The organism is Colwellia sp. BRX10-1 (genome assembly GCF_014077545.1).
Taxonomy (GTDB): Bacteria; Pseudomonadota; Gammaproteobacteria; order Enterobacterales; family Alteromonadaceae; genus Colwellia_A.
The window spans coordinates 88498-104127 of sequence record NZ_JACGWC010000001.1; the positions used below are offsets into that span (position 1 = coordinate 88498).

Annotated in this window: 15 protein-coding genes; all 15 read right to left on the reverse strand. The window is 38.8% G+C overall.

Annotation, left to right across the window (positions count from 1 at the left end; genetic code table 11):
* Nucleotides 1-29: 29 nt before the first annotated feature.
* Nucleotides 30-842, reverse strand: coding sequence for a VacJ family lipoprotein (locus H4J75_RS00385; RefSeq protein WP_310733763.1), 813 nt, complete (start codon nt 840-842; stop codon nt 30-32).
* Nucleotides 843-956: 114 nt separating this feature from the next.
* Nucleotides 957-1427: a DUF2802 domain-containing protein gene (locus H4J75_RS00390; protein ID WP_182221061.1), complete on the reverse strand. Its 471-nt coding sequence runs from the start codon at nt 1425-1427 to the stop codon at nt 957-959.
* 75 nt (nt 1428-1502) lie between these two features.
* Complete coding sequence (locus tag H4J75_RS00395) at nt 1503-1994, reverse strand: chemotaxis protein CheW (protein ID WP_146799106.1); 492 nt, start codon at nt 1992-1994, stop codon at nt 1503-1505.
* A 91-nt stretch (nt 1995-2085) separates the two neighbouring features.
* Nucleotides 2086-2880 carry a chemotaxis protein CheW gene (locus tag H4J75_RS00400; RefSeq protein ID WP_220465199.1) on the reverse strand — a complete coding sequence of 265 codons (795 nt, stop codon included), beginning with the start codon at nt 2878-2880 and terminating at the stop codon, nt 2086-2088.
* Nucleotides 2881-2887: 7 nt separating this feature from the next.
* A complete protein-coding gene (locus tag H4J75_RS00405) occupies nt 2888-3661 on the reverse strand; it encodes a ParA family protein (RefSeq protein WP_182176122.1) in 774 nt (257 codons plus the stop codon).
* A 26-nt stretch (nt 3662-3687) separates the two neighbouring features.
* Entirely contained in the window at nt 3688-4665 is a 978-nt protein-coding gene (locus tag H4J75_RS00410) for a flagellar motor protein MotB (protein ID WP_182221062.1), read from the reverse strand.
* Nucleotides 4662-5408, reverse strand: a complete 747-nt coding sequence (locus H4J75_RS00415; RefSeq protein ID WP_182213531.1) for a flagellar motor protein — start codon at nt 5406-5408, stop codon at nt 4662-4664. The genes H4J75_RS00410 and H4J75_RS00415 overlap by 4 nt, the downstream gene beginning before the upstream one ends.
* The gene (locus H4J75_RS00420) at nt 5401-6573 is read right to left on the reverse strand and encodes a chemotaxis response regulator protein-glutamate methylesterase (RefSeq protein ID WP_182221063.1); all 1173 of its coding nucleotides are present in this window, start codon (nt 6571-6573) and stop codon (nt 5401-5403) included. Before H4J75_RS00420 ends, H4J75_RS00415 begins: the two co-directional genes overlap by 8 nt.
* Nucleotides 6574-6639: 66 nt before the next feature.
* The gene (locus H4J75_RS00425) at nt 6640-8751 is read right to left on the reverse strand and encodes a chemotaxis protein CheA (protein WP_182221064.1); all 2112 of its coding nucleotides are present in this window, start codon (nt 8749-8751) and stop codon (nt 6640-6642) included.
* A gap of 13 nt (nt 8752-8764) precedes the next feature.
* The gene (locus tag H4J75_RS00430) at nt 8765-9508 is read right to left on the reverse strand and encodes a protein phosphatase CheZ (RefSeq protein WP_182213526.1); all 744 of its coding nucleotides are present in this window, start codon (nt 9506-9508) and stop codon (nt 8765-8767) included.
* Nucleotides 9509-9556: 48 nt separating this feature from the next.
* Entirely contained in the window at nt 9557-9940 is a 384-nt protein-coding gene (cheY, locus tag H4J75_RS00435) for a chemotaxis response regulator CheY (RefSeq protein WP_182176128.1), read from the reverse strand.
* Nucleotides 9941-9991: 51 nt separating this feature from the next.
* Nucleotides 9992-10711 (reverse strand): RNA polymerase sigma factor FliA, encoded by a 720-nt coding sequence (locus H4J75_RS00440; RefSeq protein WP_070374618.1) that lies wholly within the window; start codon nt 10709-10711, stop codon nt 9992-9994.
* Nucleotides 10712-10785: 74 nt separating this feature from the next.
* Complete coding sequence (locus tag H4J75_RS00445) at nt 10786-11628, reverse strand: MinD/ParA family protein (protein WP_182213525.1); 843 nt, start codon at nt 11626-11628, stop codon at nt 10786-10788.
* A gap of 112 nt (nt 11629-11740) precedes the next feature.
* The gene (flhF, locus tag H4J75_RS00450) at nt 11741-13315 is read right to left on the reverse strand and encodes a flagellar biosynthesis protein FlhF (protein WP_182221238.1); all 1575 of its coding nucleotides are present in this window, start codon (nt 13313-13315) and stop codon (nt 11741-11743) included.
* A gap of 87 nt (nt 13316-13402) precedes the next feature.
* The gene (gene flhA / locus H4J75_RS00455) at nt 13403-15505 is read right to left on the reverse strand and encodes a flagellar biosynthesis protein FlhA (RefSeq protein ID WP_182213523.1); all 2103 of its coding nucleotides are present in this window, start codon (nt 15503-15505) and stop codon (nt 13403-13405) included.
* Between the last annotated feature and the right edge of the window lie 125 nt (nt 15506-15630).

Consider the following 15630-nt stretch of genomic DNA (forward strand, 5'->3'; position numbering starts at 1 on the left):
AATTCTAAGCTTCACTCTGCAAAGCAAGTTTATTGATCAACGTCTGCCATGTTATCGAGTTCTTCTAAAAAGACATTAATTTCGTCTTCACTTTCTTCATCAATCACGATGGGCGGGTTACCATCATAAACTTTAAATTCCATATTTTGAAAGTAAGCATTTTTAACAAATTCGTACGAATCAATAGATTCATTAATAATTTGCTCTTGATCAACAAGCGCAGCTCTTTGTTCAAGCCCGAGTACGGCTTGGCGAAGTAAGTTAGGCCAAAAATCAATAATAGCTAATGGCCAGTAGTATTTATCAACATAGTCACCCACTTCTTCACGAACTGAGCTTGGCCCAAGAGCCGGTATAACTAGATAAGGTCCATCTCCAACACCATATGAGCCTAAGACTTCACCAAACTCTTCTTGTGCTCTGATCCATTCGAAGTCACTTGCTGGGTCAAAAAATCCAAATATGCCGATAGTAGAGTTAAGGATAAAACGCCCCGTACTTTTACCCGCTTCACTAAACTTTCCTTGCAGCAGGTTATTTATAACCGTTGATGGCTCGTTTAGGTTTAAGGCAACATTATGTATCCCGGACCTAAAGTCTGTTGGCATATATTCAACATACGCTTGGGCTGTCGGTTTAAGCACATATTTGTCTGCATAATCCCAGGTAAAAGTCCAAAACGGTCGGTTAATTGATTCTAATGTATCTTTAGGATCTGAAACACTAGCACTATTTTCAGCAGGTGTTGATGAACAGGCAGAAATAACTAATGCCAGTAGAATGATAACAATTTTTTTTGTTGGGTTATTGAACAAATAAGAAAATATAGCGGCTACTTTCACTTAGCGTCCTTGATATTGAGTAAAAAAATAATGACGCAGTTTACCACGCAAAAATGCAATGCAACATAAAAGCTTTAACTATTTATCTGCGGTAAAACCATAAAATGATTGGTTTTAAGAAGGCGATGTTTTATTTCTGTGGACAGATATTAACATCTCAGCTTCAGCAAGTGGGATGTCACATTCTCGAACGACCTCATCGATCTCTGCGCCTAACTCAACGAGTTTAAAAGCACGTGAATAGAGTTTATCTTGCGGTTGCTGATTTTGAAATTGATCTATTAATTGCTTTTGAAGCACACTCTCTTGTTGCAGTATTTTAATACGATGTTCAAGTTGTTTACTGACTTGCTCGTTTTCTAACTGCAGACTTTCAAGCTTATTATTAAACTCAAGCAATTGTTTATTTACGCTATTTTGCGTCGACTGTAGCTCATTTATAAACAACTCTTGCGTTTCAAGTTGTGTTTTCAGCACTTTATTAGTTCGATGAAAATAAGTTTTTTGGCGATAAATATAACCAATTAGCACTATAAAAAGCACAAAACTGCTAACTAAAATCAAAAGTGGCGAGATAATAAACATAAACGCTTCTTAAACCATTACAACTAGATAAAGCCTGATAAGCCAGGCTTTATTTAAAGAGACTCAGTAAACAGCCTAGAACTGTTTAAGTTCATCCCATTCGTCGTCAGAAAGTAACTGATTTAGGTCGACTAAAATCAATAACTCACCTTCTCTGTTTGAAACACCTTGAATGAATCGTGCACTATCGTCATTACCAACATTCGGAGCATCATCTATCTCAGAATTTTTTAAGTAAACAACTTCAGCGACACTATCTACCAAGATACCAATAACTTGTTTTTCGGCTTCAATAATAACAATACGAGTATTATCAGAAATATCCGCAGGTTTAAGCCCAAAGCGTTGTCTGGTATCAATGACAGTAACAACGTTCCCTCGCAGATTAATGATACCTAATACATATGTAGGTGCTCCTGGCACCGGTGCAATTTCACTATAACGCAAAACTTCTTGCACTTGCATTACGTTAATACCGTAGGTTTCACTATCAAGCTTAAAGGTTACCCATTGCAACACTTCATCGTTGTCTACGTTTTCATTTGCATTACGTCTATCATCAGCCATACAGCCTGCCTCTTAAATATCTTATTGAAAATCAATCTGTTTGATTATTCGTCTAGTGTACATAGTATAATACTATCTGGAGATCTAGCCATTAATCTTGGTTAATATTTGCGCCTGCGTCAAGTAACTTAATCAAAGACTCGACATCAAGCAGTGCACACATACGTTCTTTGACTAAACCGGCTAACCAAGGTCGTTTGTTCGGTAGGTCTAACCATTTTACATCTTCTTGCTCTAACGTCACTGTATCGACTAATGTTTCCGCCGATAATCCCCAATGACTATTACCTAGCATGACAATATATTGATAGTTTAGCGAATTTATTAACGCTTCGTCACATTTTTCTGGCATTACCCATAAAGCGGTATTCACTACATTAATTTTTTCATCTCGATGTAACATAACACCAGTAAACCATTTAGGCTTACCCATTAAACTCGTTGTCTTGTCTTCGTTATGTATGCCACCCAATTCAATCAACGGCACTGCAATCGTTAAACCCGCAACATTAAAGAACATCGCTTGAAAACTACCCTTTCGATAATTTTTACTCTGATGAACAATTAATGGCTGATCACTTTTTCTTGTCTTAAGCGGTTCATCAAGAGTCAATTGTGTTTTTTCTTTGACTTTTTCCTGAACTTTTTCTTCAACTATTTTAGGTCGTTCATTTTTTACTGAGCTTTTTACAGTATAAACAGGTTCATCTATTGGGTCGGCAATACGTTCAGTAATATCAACTTTTTGTAAAAGTTTTTCTAACGGTTGCTGATATTTTGCTTTTACAGAAATAATTGGCAGGTCCGATTCTTGCTGATCTTCAGTCAACAATTCTGATAAATAATTCTGCATTAGTTTCTTACTTGCAGCGAGTGACTTTGCCATTGGACAATTAACCTAATTTTTGCAGTTCTAATAAACTGCTTAGTAGTTTTTTATATGCACTAACACCACGTGTTAACGGTGCGTAATCTGAAGGTACCTGCATTGCATAACTGGCATTTCTAAAATTAGTATCTACCGGTATAACACCGGCCCAAACACTATCATCGTATAGCTCTTGTAACTTTCTATAGGTCAGTAATGATGCTTTAGTACGTTTATCAAACATAGTCGGCACTATGGTATATTTAAACGGCTTATCTTGCTCAACTTGCATAATATCCATTGTTTTCATCATGCGGTCTAAGCCTTTCAAGGCCAAGAACTCAGTCTGCACTGGCACAATAATACGTTGCGATGCCGCCAAAGCATTCACCATCAGCACACCTAAAATCGGTGGACAATCAATTAAGACATAATCATATTCATCGGCTATTTTTATCATCGCTTTTTTCAACACTAAGCCCATACCACCTTTATTACCGAGTGAACGGTCTAAAGTAGCTAAGCCCATAGTTGCCGGGAGTATATCTATATTGTCGTATTTCGTTGGACATAAACTTTGCATTATTTGTTCTTTCGTTGAAACTTGAACAAATAAATCGTAAACACTTAACTCAAGATCTTCAGATTCGATACCAAAATAATAACTCAAAGAAGCATGGGGATCAGTATCTACCAACAACACTTTATAGCCCTGCTCAGCTAATAAGCCACCTAAGGAGATTGTTGTTGTGGTTTTACCAACGCCACCTTTTTGATTTGCTACGGTCCATACTACCAAGTTGCTAACCTACTTATTTCGTTGTGCTAATTATTGTTCTGCTCAGAAGAGGGGTTATCATCTTCTCGTGTTGTAATTCTAATGCCACCATTATCAAGCCTTATGATACGTATTTCATTATCCTCATCATCACCATTATCTATCTGCTTTATGGCTTCGACGTCTTTAATGCTGATGGTAGGGGTCGCAAGTAAATTTGTCTTTTCTAAACCATATTTTGATATAGCGATAACAACACGACGGTTTTGCGCGCGGCCTTGTGCTGTTTTATTGTCTTCTCGTGGATAATATTGCCCATAACCCTCAATAGCCATACGAGCAGGATCAAGGGATAAGTCTTCAAGCACTCGTAAAATAGCGGTTGCTCTAAAAACTGATAATTCCCAATTTGAAGAAAATATCTCAGTATTAATCGGTTGGTTATCAGTATAGCCTCTTATACGAATAAAATTGCTGGATGAACCAATTACATCATAAATAACCGTAAGTATTGTTGTCGCATTGTTGGTTGCTGATGATGAGCCGCTGGGGAAAAGCATACCACTGTTTAATTCTATTTCTAACCAATCGCCATCAATCTGTAGTTGCGCATAACCTGATTCGATTAATTCATACAAGGCGGTATGTAATTCTTTTTCTAGTGACGTTAGATTAGTGCCTACCTGACTGTCAGAAACATTAGAAAGTGTTTTCTCACCGTCAAAAAGTTCAGGACCAGCGACATCTAAAATACCATTACCATACAAGCGCTTATTAGTTTTTGAGCTGTTAACATCGAGGATATCGTCACCATGCCCCCGATTCTTAGGTAATTTATTATTGGCTTGAAAAACTTTACCTATCGATTCTGTCGCGGTTTCATAGGGCTCTTCATCAACCATTGCCATTGCATATAAAACAACAAATAACGCAAAGAGCAAGGTCATATAATCGGCGTATGAAACTAACCATCTGTCGACATTATCATTTTCGACTGAATGTCGACGTTTCCTTAAGTGGTTCATTGCTCTAACCGAAAGGCCGACAACTTATTTTCAATGGCATGTGGATTTTCTGCTAATGCAATAGAAATAAGGCCTTCAGCAATCATTTCTCGGTACATGGTTTGCTGGTGAATAATAGCCTTTATTTTATTAGCAACGGGCAGATAAATTAAATTGGCAAAACCAACGCCGTAAATAGTCGCAATAAAAGCCGTTGCAATGCCTTGTCCAAGTAAGGTTGGATCGGTAAGATTACTCATCGCATGAATGAGGCCAAGTACCGCTCCTAAAATACCTATGGTAGGACTGTAACCGCCCATAGATTCAAAAACATGAGCAGAGCGTAAATTATGCTCGCGGTAAAGATCTAAATCTAATTCTAATGAGATACGCAAGTTGTCTACTTCTATACCATCAACTAATAAGTTAAGCGCTTTATTGGTATAAAAATCTTGTTCTTCTTCGGCAATATTTTCCAGTGATAAATATCCAGATTCTCGTGCTTTTTCAGACCAAGAAACTATCGAATCAATGCCTTGGTCAATATCATACTTGGGGGGATAAAATATCCACTTTAATAAAGACAACGCATGAAAAAATTGCGCTGAAGATGACTGTAACATTACAGCCCCTAAAGTACCGCCAAAGACAATGATAAAGGCAGGTAACTCGAATAACGCAGCAAGGGAGCCACCATCGAGAATAAAACCTAAATATATGGCCGTAATTGCGACAAAAAGCCCGGCAATGGTTAACTTATCCATGGTCCACTTCCTTGATAATACTTTGGCTGATATCTTCTAATGCTAAAGATAAAACAGAAATACCTGCAACGGTAACGGCTTGCGGCATACCATAAACCACACAAGAAGCTTCGTCTTGTGCCCATATTGTCGCCCCTTTACCTTTTAACATGCGAGCACCTTCTCGGCCATCAGAGCCCATACCGGTCAATACAACACCCAATACTGAGCCACCAAATACCTTAGCTGCTGAGCCAAAACTCACATCAACACTTGGTTTAAAAGCAATTTTTTCAGACTTATCTTCTATAATTTTTAACTTGGCTAATTTTGGCGTACCGTCAATAATCATTTGCCTGCCACCAGGCGCTAGGTAAGCACAACCAGGTTTTAAAATATCCCCATCTGCTGCTTCCTTAACATTAATATTGCACAAGGTATTTAAACGATTGGCAAAAGCAAAAGTAAAAGCAGCGGGCATATGCTGTATTAAAATAATGGGTAACGGAAAATTTTGCGGCAATTGCGTTAATATTTTTTGTAAGGCAATTGGTCCCCCCGTTGATGTACCTATAGCGAGTAGTTGGTAACTTTTACCAGAGCTTCTTTTAACAACCTGACTGCGAATACTTTCGCTTTGACTCGGTTCAGTTTTAGTTGTTCGCAGCGGAGTTCTCGATTGAATGTCGAATTTATTTACGAGTTTACTCACCGGATTAGTGGCCGTTGAAGATAGGCTAATTCGTGACGCGTGAGCTTTTACTGCCAATTTTCTTTTCAATAAACCGTTAGTCTTCGCTAATTGAACCACTCGTTGGCGCAGCAAACTACCTGCATCATCAGTTGTTTTGGCTATTTCACTAAATTTTTTCGGGAGAAAATCGAGTGCTCCGGCTTCTAAGGCCTCGAGGGTCGCATTAGCACCTTGATGAGTGAGCGATGAAAACATTAAGATAGATGTTGGCGCTTTCGCCATGATTTGTTTCACAGCTTCAATACCATTAAGCAATGGCATTTCTATATCCATGGTGATCACATCAGGCTTTAATGATACAGCCTTTTCAACAGCATCTTTACCATTTACAGCAACATCAATAACAGTAAGGTTCGGATCTTTATTTAAAATATCGGTAACTCGACGTCTAAAGAAACTCGAGTCATCAACAACCAACACCTTATAGGGCATTTATTATCTCATTTGTTATTATGAATGAAAAAGCCCTAATAAAATTTAATAGGGCTTTATTATACGTTAAGAGCGTAATTTTTTATTAACAACAGATTTTTTTGCGTAAAACTTCAGCATATTAGGCACATCGATAATTAACGCTATACCACCATCGCTGGTAATTGTTGCGCCGGCCATACCTGGTGTGCCGTGTAATAGACGGTCGAGTGGCTTTATCACCACCTCTTCTTGACCAATTAGACTGTCGACCACAAAGCCAATTTGCTGATTGCCCAATTGAACAATAACCACATGACCTTTTTCTCTTGGCTTCTCAACAAAATCACGTACTAACCACTTATCTAAGTAGAAGAGTGGAATCGCCTTTTTACGAACAATAATGGTTAATTGTCCATCAACAACGTTGGTCGTGGTTAAATCAAGATGAAATATTTCATTCACGCCAGCAAGTGGTAAAGCAAATGTTTGCTTACCGACAATAACCATTAATGTCGGTAAAATAGCTAACGTTAACGGTACTTTAATCTCTAAGATTGTACCTACGCCCATTTCAGAATCTATACTTACCGTACCGTTTAACTGGGTAATCTTAGTCTTGACTACATCCATGCCAACACCACGGCCTGAAACTTCTGAAATTTCAGTCTTGGTAGAGAACCCTGGAGCAAAAATTAAACTAAAGGCTTCTTTATCTGTCATTCTAGCAGCAGAGTCAGCGTCAAGAACACCACGAGTAATCGCAATTTCTTTGAGCTTTTCTGCATTCATGCCTGCACCATCATCTTTGATGGTTAATAATATATGGTCACCCTCTTGAGAAGCAGAAAGCACCACGACACCTTCTCTTGGTTTCCCCAATGCTTCTCGCTTATCAGGCATTTCGATACCGTGATCTACAGAGTTTCTCACTAAATGCACTAATGGATCTGCGAGTGCCTCAACAAGGTTTTTATCTAGATCGGTTTCTTCACCTTTTAGCACTAATTTAATTTCTTTGTCTAAACTGCGCGCTAAATCTCGAACAACTCGAGGAAATCGTCCAAAGACTTTCTTGATTGGCTGCATACGGGTTTTCATTACCGCACCTTGCAAATCAGTCGTTACCGCATCAAGGTTAGAAACAGCTTTCGTTAAATCTTCATCCTCTTTGGTTAAGCCCAAACTTGTTAAGCGATTTCTCACTAAGACAAGCTCACCAACCATATTCATAATTTGATCAAGACGTTTAGTGTCAACCCTAACAGTTGTTTCACCCTGCATTGCTTTAGCGGGTGCTTTTTCTGGCACTGGCGCTTTAGCGACAGGTTTAGCTGCAGGAGCTACAGGTGCTGGCTTCGCGGCTGGTGTTTGAGCAACAGGTGTTGGTGCTGGTGCTGGTGTTGGTGCGCTAGGTGCTGGAGTAACAGATAATTTCGGCGCTTGACCTTGACCATGTAATTCGTCTAATAAAGCTTCAAAGTCATCGTCACTTATTTCGTCTGATGAACTGTTATTCGATGAAGATGGTTTACTTGAATTATTAGCAGCGACTTCAGGCGAAAAAGCACCTTGACCGTGAAGTTCATCGAGTAAGGATTCAAATTCGTCATCTGAAATATCATTGCTGTCTGAAGACGTTGCTGTTGCTTCAGGTGCTGGGGCTGGCGTAGAAGCTGAGCCACCACCATGGAGTTCGTCGAGAAGTCGTTCAAATTCATCTTCTGACATTTCATCGCTAGAAGAACTTTCGCTTTCATGAGTAGCTACTGCTTCAACAACGACTGGCGCAGGCGCTTGCTCTTTGCCTTCTGGTTGGCTTAAACGATGCAATTCTGCAAGTAATTGAGCATCAGCTTTATCAAGTTTCTCGCCGTTTTGAACTTGTACAAACATTTCATTTACAACATCAAGCGCTTGTAAAATAACATCCATTAGGCTTGCACTAACACTACGTTGGTTGGTACGTAACAGATCGAAAATATTTTCCGCGCCATGACATACGTCAACTAAATTATGTAATGCTAAAAATCCGGCCCCACCTTTAACGGTGTGAAAACCTCTAAAAATAGCATTTAATAATTCGGCATTATCGGGGTCGTTTTCAAGTTCTACGAGTTGTTCCGAAAGCGTTTCAAGTATTTCTCCAGCTTCTATTAAAAAATCCTGAAGAATCTCTTCATCTTGCTCAAATGACATCCAGCAACTCCTATTAAAATCCTAAACTTGATAAAAGGTCATCAACATCATCTTGGTCAGCGACAACATCATCACGTTGTGCTGCATTAACGATCGGGCCTTCAACTAAGTTATCACCTACTTTAGGTTTACTTCGCTCTGCATTACTATCTGTCGTAATACCAAAAGCGGTTAGCATACCAATCAAGCTATCCTCTACTTCACGAACTAGATCAATAACTTTACGAATAACTTGTCCGGTTAAATCTTGAAAATCTTGCGCCATCAAAACATCAGTCATTAAATCATGCATACGCACTGATTCTCTATCTGTCGTTTTTAATAATAAATCTATATCAACACATAAACTTTTAAATTCAGTTAATTCCAATTTGTTATGCATTAATTTTTGCCATAACGGATTAACAGCCTTTATTTGCTTTTGTATCGTATCCACAACGGGAAAAATAGATTCAACAGCATCCATGGTTTTATTAGCGGCTTCTTCCGTTCGCGTTATAACGTAGTTTAGACGTTCTTGAGCATCGGGGATATCTGCTGTCGCTAAATCATTTAACCTGGAATCTAATTGAAAATTATTTAATGAGTCATGTAGTTGGCGAGTCAGCTTGCCTATTTCAGCAAACAATTCAGAATTAATTGGATTTTGAATTTCAGCAATTAATTCATCTGCCTTGTCTTGTTGACCACTTTCTAAATATTCGACCAGTAGCTTTGCTTCTTCCAAAGAAACATGCACATTTGTATTCGCACTCATGCAAAAACCTCACGTTTAGATTAATTAATTATCTATCTAATTAAGGAATTAACCTAAGCGTTGAAATATTTTATCTAACTTGGCGTTTAACGTCGCTGCGGTAAATGGTTTTACAATATAGCCATTAACACCCGCTTGAGCCGCCATCACAATTTGTTCTTTCTTTGCTTCAGCAGTAATCAGCAATACTGGGATATGTGATAACTTTGCATCGGCACGGATGGCTTTGAGCAAATCAATACCTTGCATACCTGGCATATTCCAATCAGTTACAACAAAGTCAAAAGAGCCTTCTTTTAACATCGGTAAAGCAGTGCTACCGTCATCTGCTTCTGAAATGTTAGTGAAACCTAAATCTCGTAACAAGTTTTTGACGATACGTCTCATCGTTGAAAAATCATCAACAACAAGAACTTTCATATTTTTATCCAAGGCACCCTCCGGTGAGAACATTTTAAAATTGTGATTATATGTATATTCTACTCAACTTTGCCAAGATTGCATACGTCCTTTTAACCTATGCATCGCTTGACTGTGAATTTGGCTAACACGCGACTCACTTACATCAAGCACTTGACCAATCTCTCGAAGATTTAATTCTTCGTCGTAATATAGTGACAGTACTAGAGCTTCGCGTTCGGGTAAAGTGGAAATGCATGCTGTTAACGATTTTTTAAAAACTATTTTTTCAAAATTATCATAGGGATCGTTATTATTCACATCTTCCATATTCGATATAGCATCTGCCCCCGTACTTAAGTCTTCAATACCAATTATTTTACCGGTACTTACCTCACTTAGAATATGATGGTAGTCATTTAACGAAATATCAAGTTTTTCAGCAACTTCAATATCAGTTACATCACGACCTAAACTTGCTTCAAGCAATTTTATCGCTTCACTGACCATGCGGCTATTTTTATGAACAGAGCGGGGAGTCCAGTCACCACGGCGTATTTCATCAAGCATAGCACCACGGATACGAATACCAGCAAAGGTTTCAAAACTTGCACCTTTGCCGTGATCAAAATTATTAGACGCTTCAAGCAGGCCTATCATGCCTGACTGAATAAGGTCATCAACCTGCACGCTCGCAGGTAACCTTGCTAATAGGTGATAAGCGATTCTTTTCACTAAAACTGTATGCTGCGAAATTATAGCAGATTTATCAGTTTGAATACTGTAAGCATTTGGTTTTACCACTATCGCTCACTCGCTAAATTATAGGAAAGATATAGAACTTTCAACAAAGTACTCATATCTGATTACTATTGTTATTAATGTTCTAACAATTGTTCAATAAAAAACTCTAAATGACCTGACGCTTGTTTAGGCACCGGCCATTTAATTAAATTACCTGCTAAAGATTTAAAAGCAACCGCTGCAGGCGATTGTGGATAAGCTTCAACAATTGCTTTTTGTTTTCTAACGGAATTTCTTATATTTTCGTCAAATGGAATGACAGCAACGAGTTCAAGCGCAACATCTAAAAATCGATCGGTAACTTTAGAAAGCTTACCAAAGAGTTGTTGTCCTTCTCTTGGCGTTCTCACCATGTTGGCAACAACTTTAAATTTAAATACGCCATGATCTCGACTTAATAATTTCATTAAGGCGTAGCAATCAGTAATAGATGTAGGTTCATCACAGACCACTAACATCACATCTTGTGAGGCACGGCAAAAGCTTAGTACCATGTCGGAAATACCGGCTGCAGTGTCAACAATAAGCACATCAAATTTTGTGTTCATATCACTAAAAGCGCGAATTAAACCCGCATGTTCAGCAGGCGTTAAATCGACCATAGATTGTGAACCTGACGTAGCAGGAATGATATTAATACCAGCGGGACCTTCAATAATTATATCGTCTAATTCACACTCGCCAGAAAGCACATGTGATAAGTTACGTTTTACCCGCAAACCTAGCATAACATCGACATTAGCCAAGCCTAAATCGGCATCTAAAACTAAAACTCGTTGTCCTAATTGTCCAAGTGCAATAGCGGTATTAAGCGAAACGTTAGTTTTACCTACTCCGCCTTTACCGCCAGAGACAGCAATGACTTTTACCGGAGCTGAATTTTGCATTTTTCTTAAGCCACTTGCTTGATCATTCATTTATCGTCTTTCTCTACTTTCTTACGAATAGCCATCAATTAATTTAGTATAACCCTATAATCATTTAATCTGCATATTTTTATAGGGTTAAAATTCACATATTTAGAACACGTTATGGAAATACAGCTGTATTGGCACTCATCGGTGCTGTTCGCCAATTTATTGGATTATTAATTTGATTTTTCGCGCTCATTTTATCTGCTAGCGTAACGAGTTTTTCAGCATTTGCAACTTTAATATCTTCAGGAACTCTTTGTCCATCCGTTAAGTAGCCTATCGCTAAACCGTTTTGAATCGAAGTGGAAATTATTTCTCCTATGCTAAGGCTTTCATCAAGTTTAGTATAAATACAGCCAGCTAAAGGTACTTTTTTAAAGCGGTCAACATTTTCTTGCATAACTCGTTGTTGAGTATTAGCAGCTAACACTAAATAGTTGCGAATTCTTACCCTTGCATTAGAAACTAAAGTAGTTAGGTGTTTAGCTAAACGCATATCACGTTGCCCCATACCTGCAGTATCAATAAGTATTAGTTTCTTTTTGGAGAACTGTTGCAACAATGTATCTAAGGTTTTTGCATCACCTGCAAGCTTTACATCACAACCAATAATTCGGCCGTAAGTGGCTAATTGTTCAAATCCAGCAATACGGTAGTTATCTGTTGAGATCATCACCACTTGGTCTGCGCCATGAATCTGAGCAAACCGCGCCGCGAGTTTAGCTACGGTAGTTGTTTTACCTACGCCGGTAGGTCCCACTAATGAAACCACGCCACCACGATGAATAATGTCATTATTAGTGGTGTTAATTTGTTGGCTGATAAATTTTTTCGCTAATAACCAAGTATCTTGGTCATTTTTTTGTGCTGGAATATAACCTGCAATTTGATCTGAAACTTGTTCGCTCATACCCAAAGACATTAGTCGATTAACCAACATCGCACGAGCGGGATCTTTTTGCGCCATATCCTGCCACATTAACCCCGAAATTTGATGTTCTAGTAATTCACGAATAGAAGACATTTCGTGTTTCATTTTCTCTAAGTCGGCGTTATTTACATTTTGTGGCGGTAACCCATCGCTTACTAAAGACTGTGCTTGGTTCATCACCGGCTGTTGATATGAGTCGCTTGATTGTTCATCACCTTGTTCTTGGCTATTTTGCTCTAAACGGTCGGTGAAGCTTTTAAATTGCTGCTCAATATTGCTTGACGGTGTTGGCGTTGAAACTTGCGCTGAGTTATTTGGATTATTTAGCTTAGCGGCTGCCTGGACGATTTTATCATGCTGAGCTTGATTAATACCTTGACCAATATTTGCAGGTGCTTGCTGAACTTGACGGCTTAATAAAGCCGCTAAACTGTCTGAGGGTAAGCGGCTATCTTCTGCTGCCGAGTTGTGCGAAACACTAGGACTGGTCAAAGGATTATTTTGTCTAATATTGACCACATCATTGTCAATCGAACGGTCAAAACTGTTTGTTGCTTGCGCTGTTGAGTTGATTTCAGGAGAATTTTGCATTGCGGGTTGTGTTGCCTTAATTTCGACGTTGTTGTCAACCGCAGCCATTAATTCAACGCCTTCAGGTACGCGTTTATTTGACATAATCACAGCGTCAGCACCTAGCTCGTCTTTGATTTGTGTCAGCGCACTTCTCATATCTTTTGCTACAAAACGTTTAATTTTCAAAACTAACCCCTTATCAACTGCAATCGCTGTTAATGACTTATTCATTTAACCGCAAATATTTTCTGCTGCTCATTACTGATATCGTAATTATTGACCTATGGCGCTTACTATTTTTATCTGCTTATCATCAGGAATTTCTTGGTATGAAATCACCCGCAAGCCTGGAATAGTATATTTAACAAATTTAGCCAGTACAGCTCTTAAAATCCCTGAGGTTAACAATATTGGCGTATCACCCGCCATTTCTTGTTGTTGAGCACCATCAGCTAATGATTTCTGTAACCGTTCTGCTAAACCTGGTTCAATGCCAGCACCATCGTCGCCAGCCATTTGCATAGACTGGTGCAACATCTGTTCCAACTCTGGCGCCAAAGTTATGACAGGTACCTCAGTCACGGGTCCCACTAACTCTTGAACAATGAATTTACGCAAGGTAATACGAACAGCGGCGGTTAAAATTTCAGGGTCTTGGGACTTAGGACCATATTCAACTAACGTTTGAATAATACTGCGCATATCACGAACAGCAACACCTTCATTCATTAGGTTTTGTAGTACTTTAACCAAAGTACCCAGTGATAAAACATCAGGGATGAACCCTTCAATTAATTTAGGATAATTTTTGCCTAGCATATCAAGAAGGTTTTGTACTTCTTCATGACCAAGTAACTGTGCCGCGTTATTTGTTAGTATTTGACTTAAATGAGTGGCAAGGACAGTCGATGCGTCAACCACGGTATAGCCTAAAGACTGAGCATGTTCGCGTTGTGCTGGTTTTATCCATACTGCTTCTAGTCCAAAAGCAGGATCGATTGTTGCCACGCCGTCAAGTTTGCCAAACACTTGCCCTGGATTTATCGCTAATTCATGATCGTGTCTAATTTCAGCTTCACCGATAGTGACGCCCATTAATGATATTTGATAAACATTAGGGTCTAAATCAAGATTATCGCGAATATGTACCGCTGGCACTAGAAAGCCAAACTCTTGGGATAGTTTTTTACGAACACCTTTAATACGGTTAAGGAGTTCCCCACCTTGAGATTTATCTACTAGAGGTATTAGGCGATAACCAATTTCTAAGCCGATAATGTCAACATGGTTAACATCGTCCCAACCTAAGTCTTTTACTTCTGCTTCTTGTTGCTGGGTTTCAACCTGTTCAGCATCTGACTTATCCGCTAATTGTTTTTCTTTGGCAATTTTGTACTTTCCACTTAAAAAGGCGGTTCCAGCGATCATAAAAGCAAAGAATAAAAATGCAAAGTGTGGCATGCCCGGAATAACACCCATGACAAACATAACGGCGGCAGCAATATACAAAGAACGTTCTTGACCTAATTGGCTGCTGACTTGCTCGCCCATGTCCTGAGAGGTATTTTGTCGCGTAACAACAATCGCCGTACCTACCGATAAAAGTAGACCTGGAATTTGCGCTACTAGGCCGTCTCCAATCGTTAATAAGGTGTATATTTCAACCGCTCTGTCAAAGCTTAAATCGTGTTGTACCATACCGATAACGAGTCCACCGATAATATTAATCAATAAAATTAATATGCCGGCAACCGCATCACCTTTAACAAACTTACTGGCACCATCCATTGAGCCATAAAAATCAGCTTCACTGGTGACTTCGATACGTCTTTCTCTTGCTTGGTCAGCGGTAATAAAGCCAGCATTCAAATCAGCATCGATTGCCATTTGCTTACCAGGCATAGCATCGAGGGTAAAACGCGCGGTTACTTCAGCAATACGCCCAGCACCTTTAGTAACAACCACAAAGTTAATAATGATTAAGATAACAAAAACCACTAAACCAACCGCATAGTTACCACCAATAACCACAGAGCCAAAGGCTTCAATAACTTTACCCGCAGCATCAGGCCCTTCATGGCCTTCAAGTAGCACCACTCGTGTACTTGCGACATTTAGTGCTAAGCGTAAAATAGTGGCAATTAACAGTACGGCAGGAAAAGAACCAAATTCAAGAGGTTTTAAGGTATAAACGGTGATCAGTAATACCACCAAAGATAAGGCAATATTAAAAGAAAAAAGTATATCGAGTAAAAATGCCGGCATAGGTAAAATAACCATACCAAGCGCCGCCATAATTAATATTGGCGTACCTAAACCAGAAAATAGGTTTATTTTACTTTTTTTGAACTCTTTAAATGAAGTAATTAACTGCATATTACTCTTATGATATTTTTTTGACGCATACCATGAAATAGCAATAAGTAGACCAACGTCGATTAAATATAATTAGAGTGATGGATAAATCGACAAAAAAACACTTAACTTAATGATTGTAAAGA

Bases quoted from the DNA above. Each gene is read 5' to 3' on its own strand.
- H4J75_RS00390 (WP_182221061.1), bottom strand. From the start codon at position 1,427: ATGTTTATTATCTCGCCACTTTTGATTTTAGTTAGCAGTTTTGTGCTT.
- H4J75_RS00395 (WP_146799106.1), bottom strand. From the start codon at position 1,994: ATGGCTGATGATAGACGTAATGCAAATGAAAACGTAGACAACGATGAA.
- H4J75_RS00400 (WP_220465199.1), bottom strand. From the start codon at position 2,880: ATGGCAAAGTCACTCGCTGCAAGTAAGAAACTAATGCAGAATTATTTA.
- H4J75_RS00410 (WP_182221062.1), bottom strand. From the start codon at position 4,665: ATGAACCACTTAAGGAAACGTCGACATTCAGTCGAAAATGATAATGTC.
- H4J75_RS00415 (WP_182213531.1), bottom strand. From the start codon at position 5,408: ATGGATAAGTTAACCATTGCCGGGCTTTTTGTCGCAATTACGGCCATA.
- H4J75_RS00420 (WP_182221063.1), bottom strand. From the start codon at position 6,573: ATGCCCTATAAGGTGTTGGTTGTTGATGACTCGAGTTTCTTTAGACGT.
- H4J75_RS00425 (WP_182221064.1), bottom strand. From the start codon at position 8,751: ATGTCATTTGAGCAAGATGAAGAGATTCTTCAGGATTTTTTAATAGAA.
- H4J75_RS00430 (WP_182213526.1), bottom strand. From the start codon at position 9,508: ATGAGTGCGAATACAAATGTGCATGTTTCTTTGGAAGAAGCAAAGCTA.
- H4J75_RS00445 (WP_182213525.1), bottom strand. From the start codon at position 11,628: ATGAATGATCAAGCAAGTGGCTTAAGAAAAATGCAAAATTCAGCTCCG.
- flhA (WP_182213523.1), bottom strand. From the start codon at position 15,505: ATGCAGTTAATTACTTCATTTAAAGAGTTCAAAAAAAGTAAAATAAAC.